Origin of the sequence: Streptomyces sp. NPDC048361, assembly GCF_040651795.1 — a bacterium.
Lineage (GTDB): Bacteria > Actinomycetota > Actinomycetes > Streptomycetales > Streptomycetaceae > Streptomyces.
In genome coordinates this window covers 86,048-102,900 of sequence record NZ_JBEZKW010000004.1, presented here as the reverse complement: position 1 = coordinate 102,900, position 16,853 = coordinate 86,048, and the positions used below count along the sequence as shown (strand labels likewise).

The following is a 16,853-nucleotide window of genomic DNA, read 5'->3' as shown; positions in this document are numbered from 1 at the left end:
GCCGTTGTCTCAGTCGAGTTGGGGCTACGCCTGACCGACCGGGCGGGCCCCCGCGCGGCGTGCCGCCCGGTGCCCAGGCTCCAGTGGATCGAGCCGTCGTCGAACCGGTGTCCACGCGTCAGGGGGCCTAGGTACACCCCGGAATCGGATGGCTGCCCCATGCCTTCGCTCTTCCGGTTCCGGTTGGCTGGTGATCGTCACCGAGCAGGACTCAGAGCACCGGGGGATACGAACATGCAGATGCCGTTGTCCAAGAAGGTCAAGGCTGTCGCACTGGCCGCCGCGTTGCTCGCGCTGAGCTCCCCCGCGGTCGCGGCCCCCGTCGTTGGCTCCGCGGCCGCGAGGACCGTGTACGGCAAGCACATGCTCCAGCAGGATCTCGCGGCCGTACGCAAAGCCGGCGGCGGTGATGTGAACGTGCTGGCCAGGGTGGACGCAACGAACGGCGCGCCTGTGATGGCACGTATCGGCACCCGAACGGCCGGCGGCGCTGAGCCCATTCCGTGGAACGCGCACTTCCGCACGGCGAGCACTACGAAGACGTTCATGGCGACCGTGGTCCTCCAACTGGCCGCGGAGAAACGGCTGTCGCTGGAGGACACCGTCGAGCACTGGCTGCCGGGCGTCGTCAGGGGCAACGGCAACGACGGCAGCCGCATCACCGTCCGCGACCTGCTCCGCCAGACCAGCGGTCTGTTCGACTACATCGACGACCCGGAGATCCGGGACCAACTGATCAACCACTTCGACGAGCACCGTTACGACACCACCCCGGCGGCCGATCTCGTCGCGGTTGCGATGAAACACCGGCCCGCGTTCCTGCCGCAGCCGGCCGGCGGCACCCGGTGGGCGTACTCGAACACCAACTATCTGCTGGCCGCGATGATCGCCGAGAAGGCCGGCGGCGCGAGCTGGCAGGAGCTGATCGAGCACCGGGTGATCGCAAGACTGGGCCTGCGCCACACTTCCCTCCCCGGACTCGACCCCCGCCTGCCCGACCCGCACGTGAACGCGTACCTCACCACCCAGGACGGCAAGCGCCTCGATGTCACCGAACACAGCCTGCAGCACACTGCGGACTCCGGTGTGGTGAGCACCACCGCCGACCTGAACACCTTCTTCCGTGCCCTGGCCGACGGCAGACTGCTCCCCGCCGAGCAGTGGCGCGACATGCGGCAGACGGTCCAGCGCACCGACGACCCGGACGACGTGGCCGAAATGCCCGCGGGTACCTACGGCCTCGGACTGCGCAAGATTCCGCTCTCCTGCGGTGGCTTCTACTACACCCATGAGGGCGACGGGATCGGCGTCAACACCCGCCCAGCCGTGAGCGCGGACGGCACCCGCGCCGTGACCGTCTCCCTCACCACCACTACGGCCCCGCCCGACCTGGCCACCCTTAACCGCGCGGTGGGCACTCTCGTCGACCATGCCTTGTGCGGCTTCACGGCTGACGGACACAGCCGCCCCACCGTGTAGCACGAGCGGCCCGTGTGTCGTGATCCAGACGCCGGCGCCCACGTCGGTCCCGCCTCGTATCTGCCGCTCCTGGCCAAGGCGCTGCAGCGTCTGAGTTACGACGCCGGCCGCGGCAGGCCGCATCCGGACAGCCTCGCGCTGTGCGAGGAGGCCGTGGCCGCGGCGCGGTCCATCGACCCGGCCGAAGCTGCCCGTGCTGATGTTCTGTACGGCCCTTTGCTCGTGCCAGAGGCAGCTGTACGCCGCGGGTCGACGCGCCGAAGGGCTCGCCATGCGCGCCGAGATGCTCTCCATTGGCCGCGCACAGGCCGAACTGTCCGGAGCTCCCGTGGCCAAAGGGCTGGGCGAGTGGGCTGCAGGCCTTTCCGAGGAAGGCCGGTACGCCGAGGCTGCCGATGCCCTGACCGAGTTGGTCGAGGCAATCCTGCCCGCGGGACCCGCCGGAGGGGCGCTCGCATGGTCACTTCTGGAGTGGATCGCCACTCTCCACAACGCCGGCCGGTACGGCGAAGCGCTCGCCGCATTCGAGACACTCGTCAGCATGGAAGCGGCCGATGCCGCCAACGACCGCGGTTCGATGGCCAGCCATCTCTACTCGCTCATCGGGTACGCGCAGATGCTCGGCACTCACGGCCGAGGGCAGCAGGCCGCCCGCGTACGGCAAGAGGCGCTCGCCTTGCTGACGGAATTGTCCGATTCTGGTGAGCGGACGTCCTGGAGTGGTTACCAGGCGTCGTTCTGGGCAGTGCTGTTGTCCTTCCCCGGCGCCGAAGGCGATCGGCCTGAACCCGGTGAACCGCGTCCGTCTTCGGGGGCGGTGCCCATGCGGTGGTCCCCCGATGTCAAGCGGCGCTACTTCGACAGCCGCCACGCGCTCCAAGAAGAGGTGGACGCCCTCGCTCCGCGAGCCGTCGAGGATCCGGACCGGCATCTGGCCGAACTGGTCCGGCTGCAAAGGGTCCTCACCATCCGCTCCGCCGTCTACTGGCAGGACCGCACCCATTTGTTCGCGGAGCACGTCCGCCCCCTGTTCCACGACGGAGTGGACCTGGCCGGCCGGCTGGCGAAGTGCGACCCGGCAGACGGAACGCGCACCCTGGCCAGGGCCCTGATCGACCGGTCGACCTTCCATGCCGCCGCCCATGAGTTCAGGCTCGCCCTCGACGACTTCCGCCGAGCCCTGCGCCACCTGGGGGAGCCCACCTGACGCGAGGAGACGGAGCCGCCGCCTCCTTGTACGTCATCGGCCCTGCCACGTCATCGGCCCTGCGCCGGCGGGCAGTTGTGCCGAGCTGCCGCGCAGCCACCGGTGTAGGGTCTCGCGGCTGATGTCGTAATCTCACGGGCCGTCTCGTACCGATGTCGTGTACGACATCACCGTGAGACTAGCGCGTGGGTGCTGCTGCTCAGCGCCTCGTCTCGTACCTGGTCAGGACCACGCCGCCGGGAAACGTCCGCGTCTCCACCAGGTTCAGGTTCACCCAGCTGTCCAGCGGGGCGAAGAACGGCGTGCCGCTGCCGACCAGGACCGGATGGGCGGCGATCACGTACTCGTCGACCAGCCCGGCGCGCATGGCCGCCCCAGCGAGTGTCGCGCCGCCGATGTTCATTGGGCCGCCGTCCTCGGCCTTGAGCCGGGTGATCTCGGCGATCGCGTCGCCGGTGACCAGGCGGGTGTTCCAGTCGACCTTGTCGATCGTCGAGGAGAACACCACCTTCGGCGTGTCCCGCCAGTTCCGCGCGAACTCGATCTCCGCCGGGGTGACGTTGGGCTGCTGGTCGCCGGTCGGCCAGTGGGAACTCATCGTCTCCCACAGCTTGCGCCCATACAGCGACAGACCACTTGCCTTCTCGTGGTCGAGCCACCACTGGAACAGCTCGTCGCTCGGCGGTCCGCTCCAGCCGATGTCGTCGCCGGCCGCGGCGATGTAGCCGTCCAGGGTCAGGTTCATGCCGTAGATCAGTTTCCGCATGGCCCAGCCTTCCGTCCGTAGGTGTCCGGCGTATGGACCACTGCGGCGCGGGAAACTCATCGGCGCGCGATCTGGGCTCGCCGGTAGTCCTCGTGCCCGGGGCTCAGCGTGGTGTACCCGGCCGACTCGGGCAAGCCGCCCGATCTCGACCCAGCCCTCGCGAGAAAATGCCACAGATTTGAGACTGATCACGGGTGACATGCCGTGAGACAGCCAAGAACGCCCAGGTCACGCAAGATAGACATGTCACGAGCGGCGGACCCTGCAATCAGCCGGCATGGGTGGGCCGCCGTGTTCGCCCTCGTGGTGGCGATCAACACGGTGCTCGCGACATGGGACCGTAACGCCTTGGTTCATCAGGGCCCTGACCGATTCCGCACCGATGACCGTGCCGACGGCGTAAGTCGCTGACCGTGGCGCCGAATTGTCGAAGAGCTGGTCCATGTCGCTGGCGGAGAGGACCAGGCTGGTGCAGCAGACCAGCATCAACAGGGCGTGCGCCACGACCAGATCGCGGCGGAGGGTCGGCGGGGGAGCAAGCAGCGCCCGCACGCGTTGCGGTACGGGGCCGCCGGTCGCGGCGAGCGACTGGCGCGGGGCGCGTTTGGCCGCGAGGGCCGCGCGCGCGACCGCCCGCGCCACCAGGGTCCGGTCGCCCACCTGAGCGCCTGCCTCTTCGTCGGCCCAGCGCTCCACCGCGAAGCTCCCGGCCCGCGCCACGGGCCGCAGCAGCGGGTGGAGTGCCGCCGCGAGGTTCAGGGTGAGCAGGAACAGGTGATGGCGGTGACGCAGATGGGACCGCTCATGGGCGAGCAGCGCGGTGCGCTCCTCGGCGGACAGCGCGCGCAGCATCCCGGACGAGACGACGATACGACCGGGTGAGCCGGGCAGTGCGAAAGCGTGCGGCACCGGATCGTCGACCACCGTCAGTTCGCCGTTGGTCGGCAGCGCCCGGGACTCCCGGCGGGCAGCCAGCCACATCGTGCCCTGCCGCCAAGCACTGACAGCGAGCGAACCCAGGCATCCGGCGAGGACGAGCGTGCAGGCTGCGGCCACCGGCCAGTCGACCGGTGTGTGTGCCGCCACCAGGCGGGGTGACCACTCGCCCTCCGCGGCGATGGCCGGGATCTGTGCGATGAGCGTGAAGGCCATCATGCCCAGAGCGGTAGCCGTGCCGACCGCCACGACCAGCGAGGCGAGCGTCAACAGCCAGGCGGCCATGCGCGGCGGCAGCCGGCCGCCGGCCCAGGGCGCCGCGACGGCGAGCACCACGCTGACCATGAGAGGAGTGAAGAGGGCGACGCGCACCGCTCAGCCCTCCTGGTGTCCGCGCAGCAACTGCTCCAGGATCTCTTCGTCCTCGGTGGCGAGTTCGGACACGAACCGGGCGAGTACCGCGGCCCGGTCGCCTCCCTTGTCGAGCAGCGCCCGCATCCCCGCCGCGGCGTGCCCCGCCTCGTCGCGCACGGGCGAGTAGAGGTAGCCGCGACCTGCGCGCTCCCGGGTGACCAGGCCCTTCTCGTACAGCCTGGACAAGATAGTCAGGATCGTCGTGTACGCGGGGTCGCCGGCCACCCGCTCGCGGACCGTGGCGGCGGCCGCGGGCTCCCCGGTCGCCCAGAGGACGGCGAGCACCTCGTTCTCCAGTGCACCCGGTGCCCGCCGCCCTGCCGTACCCGCGCCGTCGTCCGACACGTTCGCACCCCTTCGTCACCGTGCTCGACCCGGTGGCCACCGGGTGGGCCCAAGCTACTACGCGGCGTAGAGACGGTCGCAGCCGTGGTCGCGCAGCGGCCCGGTCTGCCAGTCCCGGGACCGCCAGGTGTCGAGGAGCGCGGGTACAGCGCTCAGGGTGGTGCGCCAGGAGCCGGTGGCGGACGTGCAGTCGGAGTCGTGCAGCAGCACCGTGCCACCGCCGCGCAGCGAGCCCATCACGGTGTCGTGGACCGAGCGCGGTGTGGCCCGACTGCGCCAGTCCTCGCCCCAGGCAGTCCAGAGCACCGGGGCGAGCCCGAGTCTGCGGCAGGCGAGGTGAGCTGCGGTGCTCATCACCCCGTACGGGGGCCGGAACAGGCGGGGCGCCTCCCCGGTGACCTCGCCGATCATGTCGTAGGCCCGCGCGAGGTCGTCCCGGGTGGAGCGCGGCCCGCGCAGCACGAGCGGCCGATGGGCCCAGCCGTGCACGCCGAGCTCGTGCCCGGCGGCGGCCATCTCTCTGCCGAGCCCGGGTGAGCGGGCGAGCATGGAGCCCAGCAGGAAGAACGTCGCCCTCACCCCTTCGCGGTCCAGCAGGCGCAGGAAGTGCGGGGTGGAAAGGTGGTCGGGCCCGTCGTCGAAGGTCAGCGCGATGTGGTCGGGACGGCCCCGCCCCGACAGCCCGGGCATGGCGCGGTTGCGCAGCGGGCCGATGGCGGACACGGCGGGTGCCGCGTGCGCGGCGGCGAGGGCGGGAAGCGCCCCGGCCGCGACGGACAGAGCGGCCCTTGCGGCACGGGACGTCACAGTTCGTACCTCTCGAAGAAGGTGTGGGCGACGTGAGGCAGCCGCCCGTGGTCGGCGGCGAAGGCGTGCATGAACGGCGCGCCGATGCCGAGCGACAGGGTGGCGGTCAGGCCGACGGCCGCCAACTTGCCTCTGCGCCAAGCGCGGTGGGGTCTCTTGCGTACGTGCGGCTGGGGCCGGGTCGCAGCGGCGACGGCGGCGACAGCAGCGACGGGGCCGGGCGTCGCCGAGAAGAGAGCGAGCCCGGCCGCGCGCTGCCGCTCCCCGAGCGCTCCTCTGGTCAGATCGGTAAGGACGGAGGCGAGACCTCCCGGCTCCGATACCCGTACGGCGAGCCCGGCCTCGTGGAGGGCGGCCGCATTGGTCTGCCCGTGCCCCGGTATGCAGCGGTAACTCATCACGGGCAGCCCGCTGGCGAACGCTTCGAGCGAGGTGAGGCCGCCCGCGTTCTGGACGAGGACGTCGCAGGCGCGCATCAGCAGCGGCATGTCGTCGATCCACTCATGGACGTACCGGAACCCGTCGGCGCGCAACTGCCCGGCCAGCGCCGTGTTGTGCCCGCATACGATCACCGGCTCCGCGGCCGCGCAGTCACGTATCTCGGCGGCGGACTCCCGCACGGACCCGACGCCCCAGGATCCCGCGACCAGCAGGGCGAGCGCGGCGTCGTGCGGAAGCCCGAACCGGTCCCGGGCGTCCCGGCGCCGGCCCTCGTCGACCGCGATGAAACGCGGCCCGGTCACCGGCCCGCTCACCCGCACGGCAGCCGCACCGAGCGCGGTCGCCTGAGCGGCCGGAACCGGATGTGCGGCGAGGTGGGCATCGACGCCGGGGGCGACCCACAGAGGGTGGACGGAGAAGTCCGTGAGATAGGTGAGAGTGGGGATGCCCAGCCGGCCGTTCCGGCGCAGGGCGCCCAGCACTTGGCTCGCGAGTGGATAGGTCGATATGACGGCCCGTGAGTGCGGTCCGACGGCCCGCAGAAGGCGGCTCTCGGCGCCGCGGAGCACGGCGCGCATGGCGGGGCCGGGGGAGCCGGTGCGTTCGGTGGCGGCGTAGATACGCTGATATCCGGCGGGTGCTCTGGTCAGGAGCCGGTGGTAGCCGCCGCGCAGGATGTGGCCGAGCCGGGCCGGCAGCAGGTCGAGGAAGTCGTGCCGGTCCACCTGGAACCCGGCCGCGTCCAGCCGCAGGGCGAGAGCGTCGGCGGCGCCGTCGTGTCCCGCGCCCACGCTCGCGGACACGATGGTGATCCGGCCGCCGCAGGATGGGTCGGGGGGCCTGGTATCGCCCGGGATGTCATGACGGAGCACAGCCGATCAGCCTCCTGAAGCATGCGAAACACCGCCTCCCTCGGGAACCGTGACAGCGGGTCAGGGCAGGGAGTGCCACGAGAACCTACTACATGATGTAGAACATCGGGGCCGGAGCGTCCCGCCCCTTGCCCGGAGCCGGCCCTGTACACCTCCGGGTGTAGGTGCGTTCCATCCCGGGGTGCACGGCCGACGCCGTGATATCGGCCGGTGGGGCGTCGTGGCGGCCGGGGCCCGGACCTAGCGTGGAGAGCGTCCGATCCGGACCCCCGATGCCTTTTTTCGCAAGGATCCTCTCCATGATCGAAGCCCATTCCCTCACCAAACGCTACGGCGAGCGCACCGCCGTCGCGGACCTCAGTTTCACGGTCCGCCCCGGCATCGTCACCGGATTCCTCGGGCCCAACGGCGCCGGCAAATCCACCACGATGCGGATGCTCCTCGGCCTCGACGCGCCCACTTCGGGCCACGCGGTCGTGAACGGCAAGCGCTACGCCGAGCACCGGGCACCGCTGCACGAGGTGGGGGCGATGCTGGAGGCACGGGCCATCCACACCGGGCGCAGTGCGTACAACCACCTCCTGGCCCTCGCCGCCACCACCGGCATCTCGGCCCGCCGGGTGGACGAGGTGATCGACCTGGTGGGACTGCGTGCCGTCGCGAAAAAGAGGGTGGGCGGGTTCTCCCTCGGTATGGGGCAGCGTCTCGGCATCGCCAGCGCGCTGCTGGGCGACCCGGCGACGGTGATCCTCGACGAGCCGGTCAACGGCCTCGATCCCGAGGGCATCCTCTGGATCCGCAATCTGCTCAAGGGCCTCGCCGCCGAGGGTCGTACCGTCCTGGTCTCCTCGCACCTGATGTCCGAAATGGCGCTCACCGCCGAGCACTTGATCGTGATCGGACGCGGCCGGCTCATCGCCGACACCTCGGTGGCCGAGTTCACCGCGCAGGCCGCCGGCGACCTGGTCCGCGTGCGCACCGATGAGGCGGAGAAGCTGCGCGCCCTGCTCGAAAGTCCCGACGTCACGGTCGGCTCGCAGGAGCCGGGGGTCCTGGAAGTGAACGGACTCAGCAGTGAGCGGATAGGGCGCATCGCCGCCGATCACGCCATCGCGCTGGCCGAACTCACCCCGCAGCAGGCCTCGCTCGAAGAAGCGTTCATGGAGCTCACCAAGGACGCCGTGGAGTACCAGGCCCCGGCACCCGAACTGGTCGCCGCGGGCAGCGAAGGAAGTGCGGCATGACGACGGCATCCATCATCCCCGCCTCGGCACGCGGCGAGGTGACGCAGGCCCGGGTGATCCACTCCGAGTGGATCAAGCTGCGTTCGCTGCGCTCCACACTCTTCACGCTGCTCGCCGCCGTCCTCGCGATGATCGGCCTCGGCCTGCTGTTCAGCTACTTCACGGCTGATCACTGGGCGCATCTGCCCGCCGACGAGAAAGCCCACTTCGACCCCACCCTGGTCAGCCTGCGCGGGTTCTTCCTCGCCCAGCTCGCCGTCGGTGTCCTCGGGGTCCTCGTCGTCAGCGGCGAGTACGCGACGGGCATGATCCGCGCCTCACTGTCCGCGGTACCCCGCCGGCTGCCCGTCCTGTGGGCCAAGGCACTGGTGTACGGCGTGGTGGCGTGGGTGCTGACCACGATCGCCTCGCTCGTCGCGTTCCTCGTGGGCCAGGCCGCGATGTCCGGGCACCACCTGGGAACCTCGCTCAGCGCACCCGGCGTGCTGCGGGCGGTCCTCGGAGCGGGCCTCTACCTGACGGTCGTGGGTCTGCTCGGAGTGGCCTTCGGCGCGCTGATCCGCAACACGGCGGGCGGCATCGCCACCGTCTTCGGCGTACTGCTCGTGCTGCCGGTACTCGCCGAGGCCCTGCCCTCGTCGTGGTTCCAGCACATCAACCCGTACCTGCCGAGCACCGCGGGGCAGGGCCTCATCCACATCCACCAGGAGCCGCATACCCTGGCCCCATGGACCGGGTTCGCATTCTTCTGCCTGTACGCGCTGATCGCGCTGGCCGGGGCGGGAGTGGCCCTCAAGCGGCGGGACGCCTGATGGGGCCGGCGGCGACCGGCGGCGGCGCGGGCACACCGACACCGCGGCGCCCCGGCGCCGCCGGTCCCTCACACCCGCCCCGGGCGGGACGATGACGTACACCCCCGTGGCCTCCGTGCGGCGCCGGGCCGAGTCGTGGCGCGCCCTCGCGGGGCACGCCCGGCTCCGGGCCCGTGACAGGCTGTCGCCGCTCGCGGTGGACGCCCTGTTCGCGGCGGCCGTCTTCCTGGCGCTCACCGGCATGGCCCGACGGTCGCTGCACGACCACCCGTGGACGATCGTCGGCTTCACGGCGCCCATGGTCCTGCCGCTCGTCTGGCGCAGACGGGCGCCGTTCGCCGTGTTCCTGACCATGGCGGGGGTCGCGTTCGTCCAGTGGCTCGCCGACCTGCGGCTTCCGGCGGACATCGCCCTGCTCATCGGCCTCTATACGGTGGCCGCGCACGCGAGCAGGCAGCGTACCCGGCTTGCCATCGGGGTCCTGGAAGGCGGGGTGCTGCTGGCCGCCATCCGCTGGGCCCCTGACGACAGGGCCGTCGAGGCGTTCATCGCACTCTCGGCGATGGTGGTGGCCGCCTCGGTCATCGGCAGCAACATGCGCGGCCGGCGCGCCGAGATGGCCCTCCTGGAAGAGCGGGCCCAGCGACTGGAACGCGAGCGGGACCAGCAGGCGCAGCTCGCCGTCGCCGGAGAGCGCTCCCGGATCGCCCGCGAGATGCACGACATCGTCACGCACAACCTGTCGGTCATGGTCGCACTCGCCGACGGCGCGGTCTTCGCCCAGGACCGCACCCCCGAGCGGGCCACCACGGCCATGCGTCAGGTCTCCACCACGGGCCGACAGGCCATCACCGACATGCGGCGCTTCCTCGGCGTACTACGGGCCGACGAGCCGGACGCCCTGCGCCATCCCATGCCGGCCATAGCCGAACTGGAACAGCTGGCCGAGCAGGTGCGTGCCGCCGGGCTGCCCACCCGTCTGGAGATCGAAGGCGACCCGTCAGCCGCTTCCGCCGCCGCGCAGCTCACCGTCTACCGACTGGTCCAGGAAGCCCTCACCAACACCCTCAAGCACACCCCTCTGGGCACCGCGGCCGCCGTACGCGTCAGCTGCGGCTCGCGGGAGATCACGGTCGACGTCACCGACGACGGCCCCACCAACGACTCACCCGTTACCCTCACGAACGGTCACGGACTGCACGGGATGCGGGAGCGGGCCGCGGCCTATGGAGGCACGCTCATGGCAGGCCCTCGTCCCGGCGGTGGCTGGCAGGTCCGCGCCGTACTCGCCCTCAACGGAAGTGAACCTGAGTCCGTATGACCATCCGCGTCCTTCTCGTCGATGACGAGCCCCTGCTGCGCATGGCATTCACGATGGTGCTCGACGCCCAGCCCGACATGGAGCCGGTCGGTGAGGCCGGCGACGGCGCGGAGGCCGCACGGCTCGCCCACGAGCTGCGGCCCGACGTCGTGCTGATGGATGTACGGATGCCCGGCACCGACGGAATCGAGGCGACCGAGCGCATCGTCGCCGAGTCCCCGGATTCGAAGGTGCTCATCCTGACCACGTTCGACCTCGACGAGTACGCCTTCGCCGGGCTGCGGGCCGGGGCCTCGGGCTTCCTGCTCAAGAACGCGCTCCCGGTGGAACTGCTCGCCGCCATCCGCTCCGTCGCCGCCGACGACGCGGTCGTGGCACCGCGCATCACACGGCTGCTCCTGGAGAACTTCGCCCACCAACTCCCTTCGGGCCCCGGTCGCGAAGCCGACGACCGGCTCGGCAGGCTGACCGCCCGTGAACGCGAGGTGCTCACGGAGGTCGGCCGTGGCCTGTCCAACACGGAAATCGCCGCCGCACTGCACTTGGCCGAAGCGACGGTGAAGACGCATCTGAACCGCATCCTGCTCAAGCTGGAACTCCGCGACCGGGTGCAGGCCGTGGTGTTCGCCTACGAAACCCGGCTCGTGCGACCGAGGTAGTCGACGCAGTCGTCCGTTCCGATCTGTGCTCTGTGGCACATCACCTGCCGGGTGCGACTTCCTCGTCCCGGACGGCCACTTCGACTCCATGATCACCCGCCTCGAAGCGGTCGGAGTCACTTACTACGCCGACCCGAACCACACCGAACCCGGCCGGATCAACCACTTGTTCGGCGGCAGCGGCGCCTACTTCAAGGATCCCGACGGTCACAACATGGAGATCATGACGCGCCCCTACAGTCGTCCCCGGTAAGCGGCTCCGGGCACCTGACGCTGTGTCATACCTGCCCCGGGGGGGCAAGCCCCGGGGCAGGTACAGCTCTGTCTTCCAGCGGTTAGTGGCGTGTGGATCCCGTACGGCGTCGCGTCGCGAACAGCACGCCTGCGCCGGCCGTGATCACCAAGGCGGCCGCCCCGCCGATGAGAGCGGTGTTGCTGCCGCCTCCGGTCTCGGCGAGCCCGGTTCCCGCGGCCGGCGAGGACGAGGCGGCCGAGGGGGCCGGGGAGGTGGAGGTGCCGGGGGCGGCGGCCGGGGAGGTCGGCGTCGCGGCGGCGGACGGCGTTGCCGAGTGGGTCGGGTGGGACGGGGTGCTGGAGGGGTGCGAGGAAGCGACCACGCAGGGGCCCTCCGGGGAGACCGGCAGGTTCGTCAACAGCTCGTCGTGAATGCTGCCCGCCGTCACGTGGATGTTCCACTGGTAGCCCTGCATCAACGGCACCAGGATGGTCGTGCTCACACCCGCCGCGGTGGGGTGCGCGATGTGCCCGGAGCCCACCGTCTCGGAGTCGAAGCCGTCTGCCAGCCGTATCCGCACACTGATGTCCGCGGGTGTGCCGGAGGGGTCCTTGTCCGTGACGATGATGGCGGACATCGCCTTACCGGTGCTGGTGTCACATGTCACCTTCGCGGTGAAGTCACCGATGGTGCAGGCGTATGCGCTCTGCGCGGACATGAGTACGGCAGCGGTCGCGGTCGCGACGGCAGCGGTGACGGCACGCTTGGTTGTCACGGGGTCCCTCCCCAGGAGATGTTTCCATGAAAAGCACCCGGATCCGGGCGCCCATTGGCGAGCGGGCACACGCCCGCCGAAGGCTTCGAGGAGGGCGAGAGCCCGATCGGAGCGGCTCATCATTACACCCGGGCGGTCCGCCGGCGCACCTGCCTCCGGAAGGCGAAGGGCGATAGCCGCGCAGCAGCCAACGCGCCACACCGGGTGCCGATTTGGCCTGAGTGGGGTGACGTAGCCTCCCTTTGTCCCGCCCGGACCTGCGGCAACAGAGGGTCGTTCGAGGCCGGCCGGACAACCGCCACCGGGAGTGTGGACGCCCGGTCTTTGCTCCGCCTTGGCCAAGTCTTGTGCTGGTGAGGATCACGGAAACCTCACGGAATCAAACGCTCTGGCTAATCTGTGCTGCGCCCCTGGGGCAGCACACGGCAGGAGTTCGGCGCACACGCCGCTTGAGGTCGGCTCCGGTGGCCGTACATCCAGACCAGAGACAGCCAGCAAGGGGTGGGGACCACATGTCCGACAAGCCGCGCAAGCCCGCGCACCGACTCTCCAAGAGAAACCGCTACATCGCCTGGGGCGCCGCCGCGGTCGCCGTCGCCGGTGGAGGCGGCATGATCGCGCAGAGCGCATCGGCGGCCACGGTGTGGCCCGCGCAGAGGACGTACACCGGACTTGCCTTCGACACCTGCACCGCTCCCTCCGCCAACGCGATGAAGGCCTGGAAGTCCGGGCCCTACGGTGCGGCAGCTGTCTACATCGGCGGCAAGAACCGTGGTTGCTCCCAGCCCAACCTCACCGCACCCTGGGTGAAGACGGTCACCGCCCAGGGCTGGAAGCTCGTCCCCCTGTACGTGGGTGCGCAGCCGTCGTGCCAGACCGGCTCCAACCCCGAGAAGATGACCGCCTCCAACGCCTCCTCCCTGGGCGCCACCGACGGCGCGGACGCGGCGGCCAAGGCGTCGGCGCTCGGCATGAAGCAGGGCAGCGCGATCTACCTCGACATGGAGCCGTACGACACCAAAAACGTTTCCTGCAACAACGCGGTCCTGTCCTACGTCCGCGCCTTCACCAAGACCCTGCGCGCCAAGACCTACCGAGCCGGTTACTACGGCTTCAGCACCTCCAGTGCGCAGGCCATCGCCACCGCCGCCAACCGCACCGACCTGCCCGGCAACCTCTGGTACGCGAAGTGGGACAACGTCAACTCGACGACCAGCGACTGGCCTTGGTCGAAGGCCCTCTACACGGACCACAGCCGTGGCCACCAGTACATGGTCAACAGCAAGGAATCCCGCGGCGGTTACACCATCACCGTCGACCGTGACGCGTGGGACGGGCCGGTGGCCATCACGGGCTGAACCGGCTGACCGGGCCGTAGGCGGGCAGGGCGGGGCGGCCCAGATAGCCCGCAGTGGTTCAGGTGGGCCGGTCCCGATGGGTGGGCGTCCGTGACGGCCACCCATCCGCCGCCTCCCGCTACTCCTGATCTGCCTGGAGCCGGTCCCCGCCGGCTCGCCGCGTTCGTTCGTCCGCCCCGGCTCAGTCGGTGCGCGCAGCGTCAGATGCTCAATCCCGTCGGCAGTGCAGGAACAGGTGGGGTTCCGCTGCGGCACCGGGGTGCGCCGGGGTGAATACCAAGGTGTGCTCGGACTGCACGGTCAGATGTGCATCGGTGACCATGGCGACGAAATCGTCACGGGAGAAACTCGTCGCGCGCACCGGCTGATCCATGAATACGACCTCGACCCCTTCAGCGTCCACGGGAATGGTCGCCAGCGCCATATGGCCACCGGGCTTCACCGCGCGGGAGAGCCCGGCCACGAGGCGCGTTTGCTCCTCGCGGGACATCTGCAGCAGCGAGAAGTACACGCATACCGCGTCATACGACTCGTCGCCGAGCACGACGGTTCGGATGTCCGCGCACCGGAACTCCGCGCCGGGAACCTGTCGGGTGGCGATCTCAACCATGACGGGGGAGACGTCGATACCGAGCACCTGGTGCCCGGCAGCGGCAAGCGCCGCCGCGGTGGGGCGGCCTGTCCCGCTGCCGACGTCCAACACGCGTGCTTCGGGGGGAAGCTCGCTCAACAGCCAGGCGAGCGACGCCCGGTGCGTTTCGGAAGCGCCGAACGCCTTCTCGTAGGCGAGGCCCAGCACATCGAACACGGCCCGGGCGGGCTGGTCCGGGTCCGGACCCTGGTCCTGGAGGTCCTGGAGGTCCTGGAGGTCCTGGAGGTCCTGGCACTGGCTCGCGTCCCGGCCCCGGCCCCGGCTCTGGCCGTGGCCCTGGCTCTGGCCCATGTCTCCCAGGTAGTCACCACGGCTGTCGCCCAGGCCCTCACCACGGCCCTCGGCCTGAGTCCGGTCCTTGGCCCGACCCGGCCCGCGGTCTTCGTCGTCGCTCACGCCGGCTCCTCCGTTTTGTCGCGCACGCCCTGCCGTTCCCACCCATCGTCCCTGTCCGCACGCCCTTGCGGGCGGAGACAGGGAATTAGTTGGACGTATCGGCTGAGCGCGGAGACATTACGGAGATGCCGTGCCCGACCCGCCCCACCACTTGGGGGCCACTGTGGGTCAACAGGTGCTCTATCCGAGGCGATTGAAGATCCGGCCCACGAGCGAGTGAAGCAACTTGTGGAGGTATCCGATCGGCGGGGTTCCAGGTCGAGCAGGGCCGGCCGCGCCTCCCGGAGTGGAGTGCCTGTCGCCGGCGGGTCGGCGGGTGGCACCGCGGGCTCGGGAGAGGGAGGCGGTCACACGCAGGGTTCGTTCCAAATGGGTGATGCGGAAGACCTTGCGCGCCGACGGTTGGCGCGCGACGACGAACAGGAGCATGCCGTTCCGCTCGACGACCTGACGCAGCCTCAGGAGCAGGTGGAGGTTGGCGGCGGTGACGACAGCGACGTGGATGTCCACGACGACGCATGCGGCACCGGGATGGGGCAGGAGGGCGCACAGCCCGTCCTCGACGGGGCCCGAGTTGTCGGAGTCGATGACCTCGTGCAACTCAATGATCAAACGGTGATCGTCAAGACGGAAGGTGTAGGGCAGGCCGGACATCGGTTTCTCCGTGAAAGCAGCACAAAACAAGGGGCCGCTTCCTAACCCGCGGCTCCATCTTGCCAGAAGCCGCTCGGCCGGCCGCTGGAGCCGGCCTGAGCTGCTTGGCGCTACGGACCGGAGCTACGGGGTGTCTGGCGGATCATGGCCGGGGCGGGCCGGGGCGGGCCGGGGCGGGCCGGGGCGGGGCGGGGCGGGGCGTCTGCGCGGCCCCCCTGGGCTCGGGGGCGCATAGTGGAAACAGGACGTCGCCGTCCGGATCCGTCATCAGCGGCGGCGGCCGATCGCGCTGGAGATACCCCTTCGGACTGGACCGCGGGCCCCGGCGGCACCTGACACCGGCCACTCGCGGGCTCTGCCCGGAACGGAAGCGATCATGACTGGCGTCCCCACGCCCGGCCTGCCGGATGTGACCTCGCTCCTGTTGGACACCACTTCCCTCGACACCTTCCTGCAGGCGTTGGCCGAATGTGCGCTGGCGCTGGCCCCGGAGGCCGAGGGCTGTGGCATCACCCTGGAGCGCCAGGGCCGCCCCACCACGGTCGTCAGCGCCGGCCACGACGCCCCCGAGCTGGACGAAGCCCAGTACGGACAGGACGACGGCCCCTGTTTGCAGTCCCTGCGGACAGGCGAGGAGGTGGCTGTCACCGACATGCTCAGCGAAACCCGCTGGGGCCCCTACCCCGCCCACGCAGCCGCCCTTGGCACCCGGTCCTCCATGTCCTTGCCGATCGCGGCCCACACGGACACCTCCGGCGCCCTCAACCTTTACGCCCCCAAGCCGAGCGCCTTCGAGGCGGCCGACCTGACGGACCTGCGCAATCTCGCCTCCCAGGCGACCGGGGCCATCGAGCTCGCCCATCGCATCGCGGACGCCCGCACCTTCGCCGCCGACCTCCAGGCGGCGCTCGTCTCGCGCAGCGTCATCGACCAGGCCATCGGCGTCATCATGGGCCAGCAGCGCTGCACGGCAGAGGAAGCGTTCGCGATCTTGCGCACCGCTTCGCAACACCGCAACATCAAACTCCGCGACCTGTGCACCGACCTGCTCACCAACATCACCGGAGCCCCACCGCCGGACGGAGAAACGCTGCACCCCCGCCCTTGAGCCTCGCAGGGCTCGCCGGCATCTGGCTGGACCGTGGCATCGACTTCGTCACAGGTGGACCCTCGCCGACGGCAGACGAGACGATGCTCCGCATCGAACGGCTCACCGACCTGCCCGACCACCTTCCACGGCCGCGCCAGGGCGCACAGGGCGCAAGTGCGGCGCATTAGGCGCACACCGGAGTGGGCTTGATGCGGCGCTTCGCGATCACGAGTTGGCAGCCGAGTTCGAGGAGCTCGCCCTCAACAGGCCGGTCTTCGCCGGCAAGCCCCTCACCGGCCGGACAGCGGCCTACCTGGAATCGCTCGCCGACCAGATAGCGGCAATCTATAACTGACGGTTCCACACCAGCCGGTCCAAGGAAGTTGACTC

General features: G+C 70.2%; 18 protein-coding genes and 1 pseudogene. 11 read left to right on the top strand and 8 right to left on the bottom strand.

All coding sequences use genetic code 11. The annotated features are described in order from the left end of the window. Positions 1–234 precede the first annotated feature (234 nt). Together AB0D31_RS03695 and AB0D31_RS03690 are read left to right on the top strand one after the other, a co-directional pair. The gene (locus AB0D31_RS03695; protein WP_362716463.1) at positions 235–1,479 is read left to right on the top strand and encodes a serine hydrolase domain-containing protein; all 1,245 of its coding nucleotides are present in this window, start codon (positions 235–237) and stop codon (positions 1,477–1,479) included. 271 nt (positions 1,480–1,750) lie between these two features. Continuing rightward, a complete protein-coding gene (locus tag AB0D31_RS03690) occupies positions 1,751–2,686 on the top strand; it encodes a hypothetical protein (RefSeq protein ID WP_362716460.1) in 936 nt (311 codons plus the stop codon). Between the two features lie 199 nt (positions 2,687–2,885). On the opposite strand, the gene AB0D31_RS03685 is transcribed toward AB0D31_RS03690, so the two are convergent. The 5 genes from AB0D31_RS03685 to AB0D31_RS03665 all read right to left on the bottom strand — a co-directional run bounded on the left by AB0D31_RS03685 (position 2,886) and on the right by AB0D31_RS03665 (position 7,198). Beyond that, a complete protein-coding gene (locus tag AB0D31_RS03685; RefSeq protein WP_362716457.1) occupies positions 2,886–3,452 on the bottom strand; it encodes a dihydrofolate reductase family protein in 567 nt (188 codons plus the stop codon). A 246-nt stretch (positions 3,453–3,698) separates the two neighbouring features. Beyond that, positions 3,699–4,760 carry a M56 family metallopeptidase gene (locus AB0D31_RS03680; protein ID WP_362716454.1) on the bottom strand — a complete coding sequence of 354 codons (1,062 nt, stop codon included), beginning with the start codon at positions 4,758–4,760 and terminating at the stop codon, positions 3,699–3,701. A gap of 3 nt (positions 4,761–4,763) precedes the next feature. After that, positions 4,764–5,147: a BlaI/MecI/CopY family transcriptional regulator gene (locus AB0D31_RS03675; protein ID WP_362716451.1), complete on the bottom strand. Its 384-nt coding sequence runs from the start codon at positions 5,145–5,147 to the stop codon at positions 4,764–4,766. Positions 5,148–5,204: 57 nt separating this feature from the next. Next, positions 5,205–5,954: a polysaccharide deacetylase family protein gene (locus tag AB0D31_RS03670; RefSeq protein WP_362716448.1), complete on the bottom strand. Its 750-nt coding sequence runs from the start codon at positions 5,952–5,954 to the stop codon at positions 5,205–5,207. Continuing rightward, positions 5,951–7,198, bottom strand: coding sequence for a UDP-N-acetylglucosamine--N-acetylglucosamine transferase (locus AB0D31_RS03665; protein ID WP_362716445.1), 1,248 nt, complete (start codon positions 7,196–7,198; stop codon positions 5,951–5,953). The genes AB0D31_RS03670 and AB0D31_RS03665 overlap by 4 nt, the downstream gene beginning before the upstream one ends. 368 nt (positions 7,199–7,566) lie before the next feature. On the opposite strand from AB0D31_RS03665, the gene AB0D31_RS03660 reads away from it, so the two are divergent. The 5 genes and pseudogenes from AB0D31_RS03660 to AB0D31_RS03640 all read left to right on the top strand — a co-directional run. Further along, positions 7,567–8,511 (top strand): ATP-binding cassette domain-containing protein, encoded by a 945-nt coding sequence (locus AB0D31_RS03660; RefSeq protein ID WP_362716442.1) that lies wholly within the window; start codon positions 7,567–7,569, stop codon positions 8,509–8,511. After that, the gene (locus tag AB0D31_RS03655) at positions 8,508–9,323 is read left to right on the top strand and encodes an ABC transporter permease (protein ID WP_362716439.1); all 816 of its coding nucleotides are present in this window, start codon (positions 8,508–8,510) and stop codon (positions 9,321–9,323) included. The genes AB0D31_RS03660 and AB0D31_RS03655 overlap by 4 nt, the downstream gene beginning before the upstream one ends. Positions 9,324–9,414: 91 nt before the next feature. Continuing rightward, positions 9,415–10,644, top strand: a complete 1,230-nt coding sequence (locus AB0D31_RS03650; protein ID WP_362716436.1) for a histidine kinase — start codon at positions 9,415–9,417, stop codon at positions 10,642–10,644. Continuing rightward, positions 10,641–11,303, top strand: coding sequence for a response regulator transcription factor (locus tag AB0D31_RS03645; RefSeq protein ID WP_362716433.1), 663 nt, complete (start codon positions 10,641–10,643; stop codon positions 11,301–11,303). The genes AB0D31_RS03650 and AB0D31_RS03645 overlap by 4 nt, the downstream gene beginning before the upstream one ends. 58 nt (positions 11,304–11,361) lie before the next feature. Next, positions 11,362–11,556: pseudogene (locus AB0D31_RS03640) on the top strand (VOC family protein); the annotation flags it as partial. A gap of 82 nt (positions 11,557–11,638) precedes the next feature. On the opposite strand, the gene AB0D31_RS03635 reads toward AB0D31_RS03640, so the two are convergent. Next, positions 11,639–12,313 (bottom strand): LAETG motif-containing sortase-dependent surface protein, encoded by a 675-nt coding sequence (locus AB0D31_RS03635; protein WP_362716430.1) that lies wholly within the window; start codon positions 12,311–12,313, stop codon positions 11,639–11,641. A gap of 512 nt (positions 12,314–12,825) precedes the next feature. On the opposite strand from AB0D31_RS03635, the gene AB0D31_RS03630 reads away from it, so the two are divergent. Then, a complete protein-coding gene (locus AB0D31_RS03630; RefSeq protein ID WP_362716428.1) occupies positions 12,826–13,671 on the top strand; it encodes a glycoside hydrolase domain-containing protein in 846 nt (281 codons plus the stop codon). A gap of 208 nt (positions 13,672–13,879) precedes the next feature. Here the strand turns inward: AB0D31_RS03630 and AB0D31_RS03625 are convergent, their stop codons facing one another. Both AB0D31_RS03625 and AB0D31_RS03620 read right to left on the bottom strand, forming a co-directional pair. Beyond that, positions 13,880–14,479: a class I SAM-dependent methyltransferase gene (locus AB0D31_RS03625; RefSeq protein WP_362716694.1), complete on the bottom strand. Its 600-nt coding sequence runs from the start codon at positions 14,477–14,479 to the stop codon at positions 13,880–13,882. A gap of 420 nt (positions 14,480–14,899) precedes the next feature. Continuing rightward, the gene (locus tag AB0D31_RS03620) at positions 14,900–15,373 is read right to left on the bottom strand and encodes an anti-sigma factor antagonist (RefSeq protein WP_362716425.1); all 474 of its coding nucleotides are present in this window, start codon (positions 15,371–15,373) and stop codon (positions 14,900–14,902) included. A 376-nt stretch (positions 15,374–15,749) separates the two neighbouring features. On the opposite strand from AB0D31_RS03620, the gene AB0D31_RS03615 reads away from it, so the two are divergent. From AB0D31_RS03615 to AB0D31_RS03605, 3 genes are read left to right on the top strand one after another with little or no spacing between them, the layout of a single operon-like run. After that, entirely contained in the window at positions 15,750–16,481 is a 732-nt protein-coding gene (locus AB0D31_RS03615) for a GAF and ANTAR domain-containing protein (protein WP_362716423.1), read from the top strand. Beyond that, complete coding sequence (locus tag AB0D31_RS03610) at positions 16,478–16,651, top strand: hypothetical protein (RefSeq protein ID WP_362716420.1); 174 nt, start codon at positions 16,478–16,480, stop codon at positions 16,649–16,651. Before AB0D31_RS03615 ends, AB0D31_RS03610 begins: the two co-directional genes overlap by 4 nt. A gap of 44 nt (positions 16,652–16,695) precedes the next feature. Then, positions 16,696–16,818, top strand: coding sequence for a hypothetical protein (locus tag AB0D31_RS03605; RefSeq protein WP_362716417.1), 123 nt, complete (start codon positions 16,696–16,698; stop codon positions 16,816–16,818). Positions 16,819–16,853 lie beyond the last annotated feature (35 nt).

Coding starts and splice junctions, on each gene's coding strand:
- AB0D31_RS03695 (WP_362716463.1), top strand. CDS start 235: ATGCAGATGCCGTTGTCCAAGAAGGTCAAGGCTGTCGCACTGGCCGCC.
- AB0D31_RS03690 (WP_362716460.1), top strand. CDS start 1,751: ATGCGCGCCGAGATGCTCTCCATTGGCCGCGCACAGGCCGAACTGTCC.
- AB0D31_RS03685 (WP_362716457.1), bottom strand. CDS start 3,452: ATGCGGAAACTGATCTACGGCATGAACCTGACCCTGGACGGCTACATC.
- AB0D31_RS03660 (WP_362716442.1), top strand. CDS start 7,567: ATGATCGAAGCCCATTCCCTCACCAAACGCTACGGCGAGCGCACCGCC.
- AB0D31_RS03655 (WP_362716439.1), top strand. CDS start 8,508: ATGACGACGGCATCCATCATCCCCGCCTCGGCACGCGGCGAGGTGACG.
- AB0D31_RS03650 (WP_362716436.1), top strand. CDS start 9,415: ATGACGTACACCCCCGTGGCCTCCGTGCGGCGCCGGGCCGAGTCGTGG.
- AB0D31_RS03645 (WP_362716433.1), top strand. CDS start 10,641: ATGACCATCCGCGTCCTTCTCGTCGATGACGAGCCCCTGCTGCGCATG.
- AB0D31_RS03630 (WP_362716428.1), top strand. CDS start 12,826: ATGTCCGACAAGCCGCGCAAGCCCGCGCACCGACTCTCCAAGAGAAAC.
- AB0D31_RS03620 (WP_362716425.1), bottom strand. CDS start 15,373: ATGTCCGGCCTGCCCTACACCTTCCGTCTTGACGATCACCGTTTGATC.
- AB0D31_RS03615 (WP_362716423.1), top strand. CDS start 15,750: ATGACTGGCGTCCCCACGCCCGGCCTGCCGGATGTGACCTCGCTCCTG.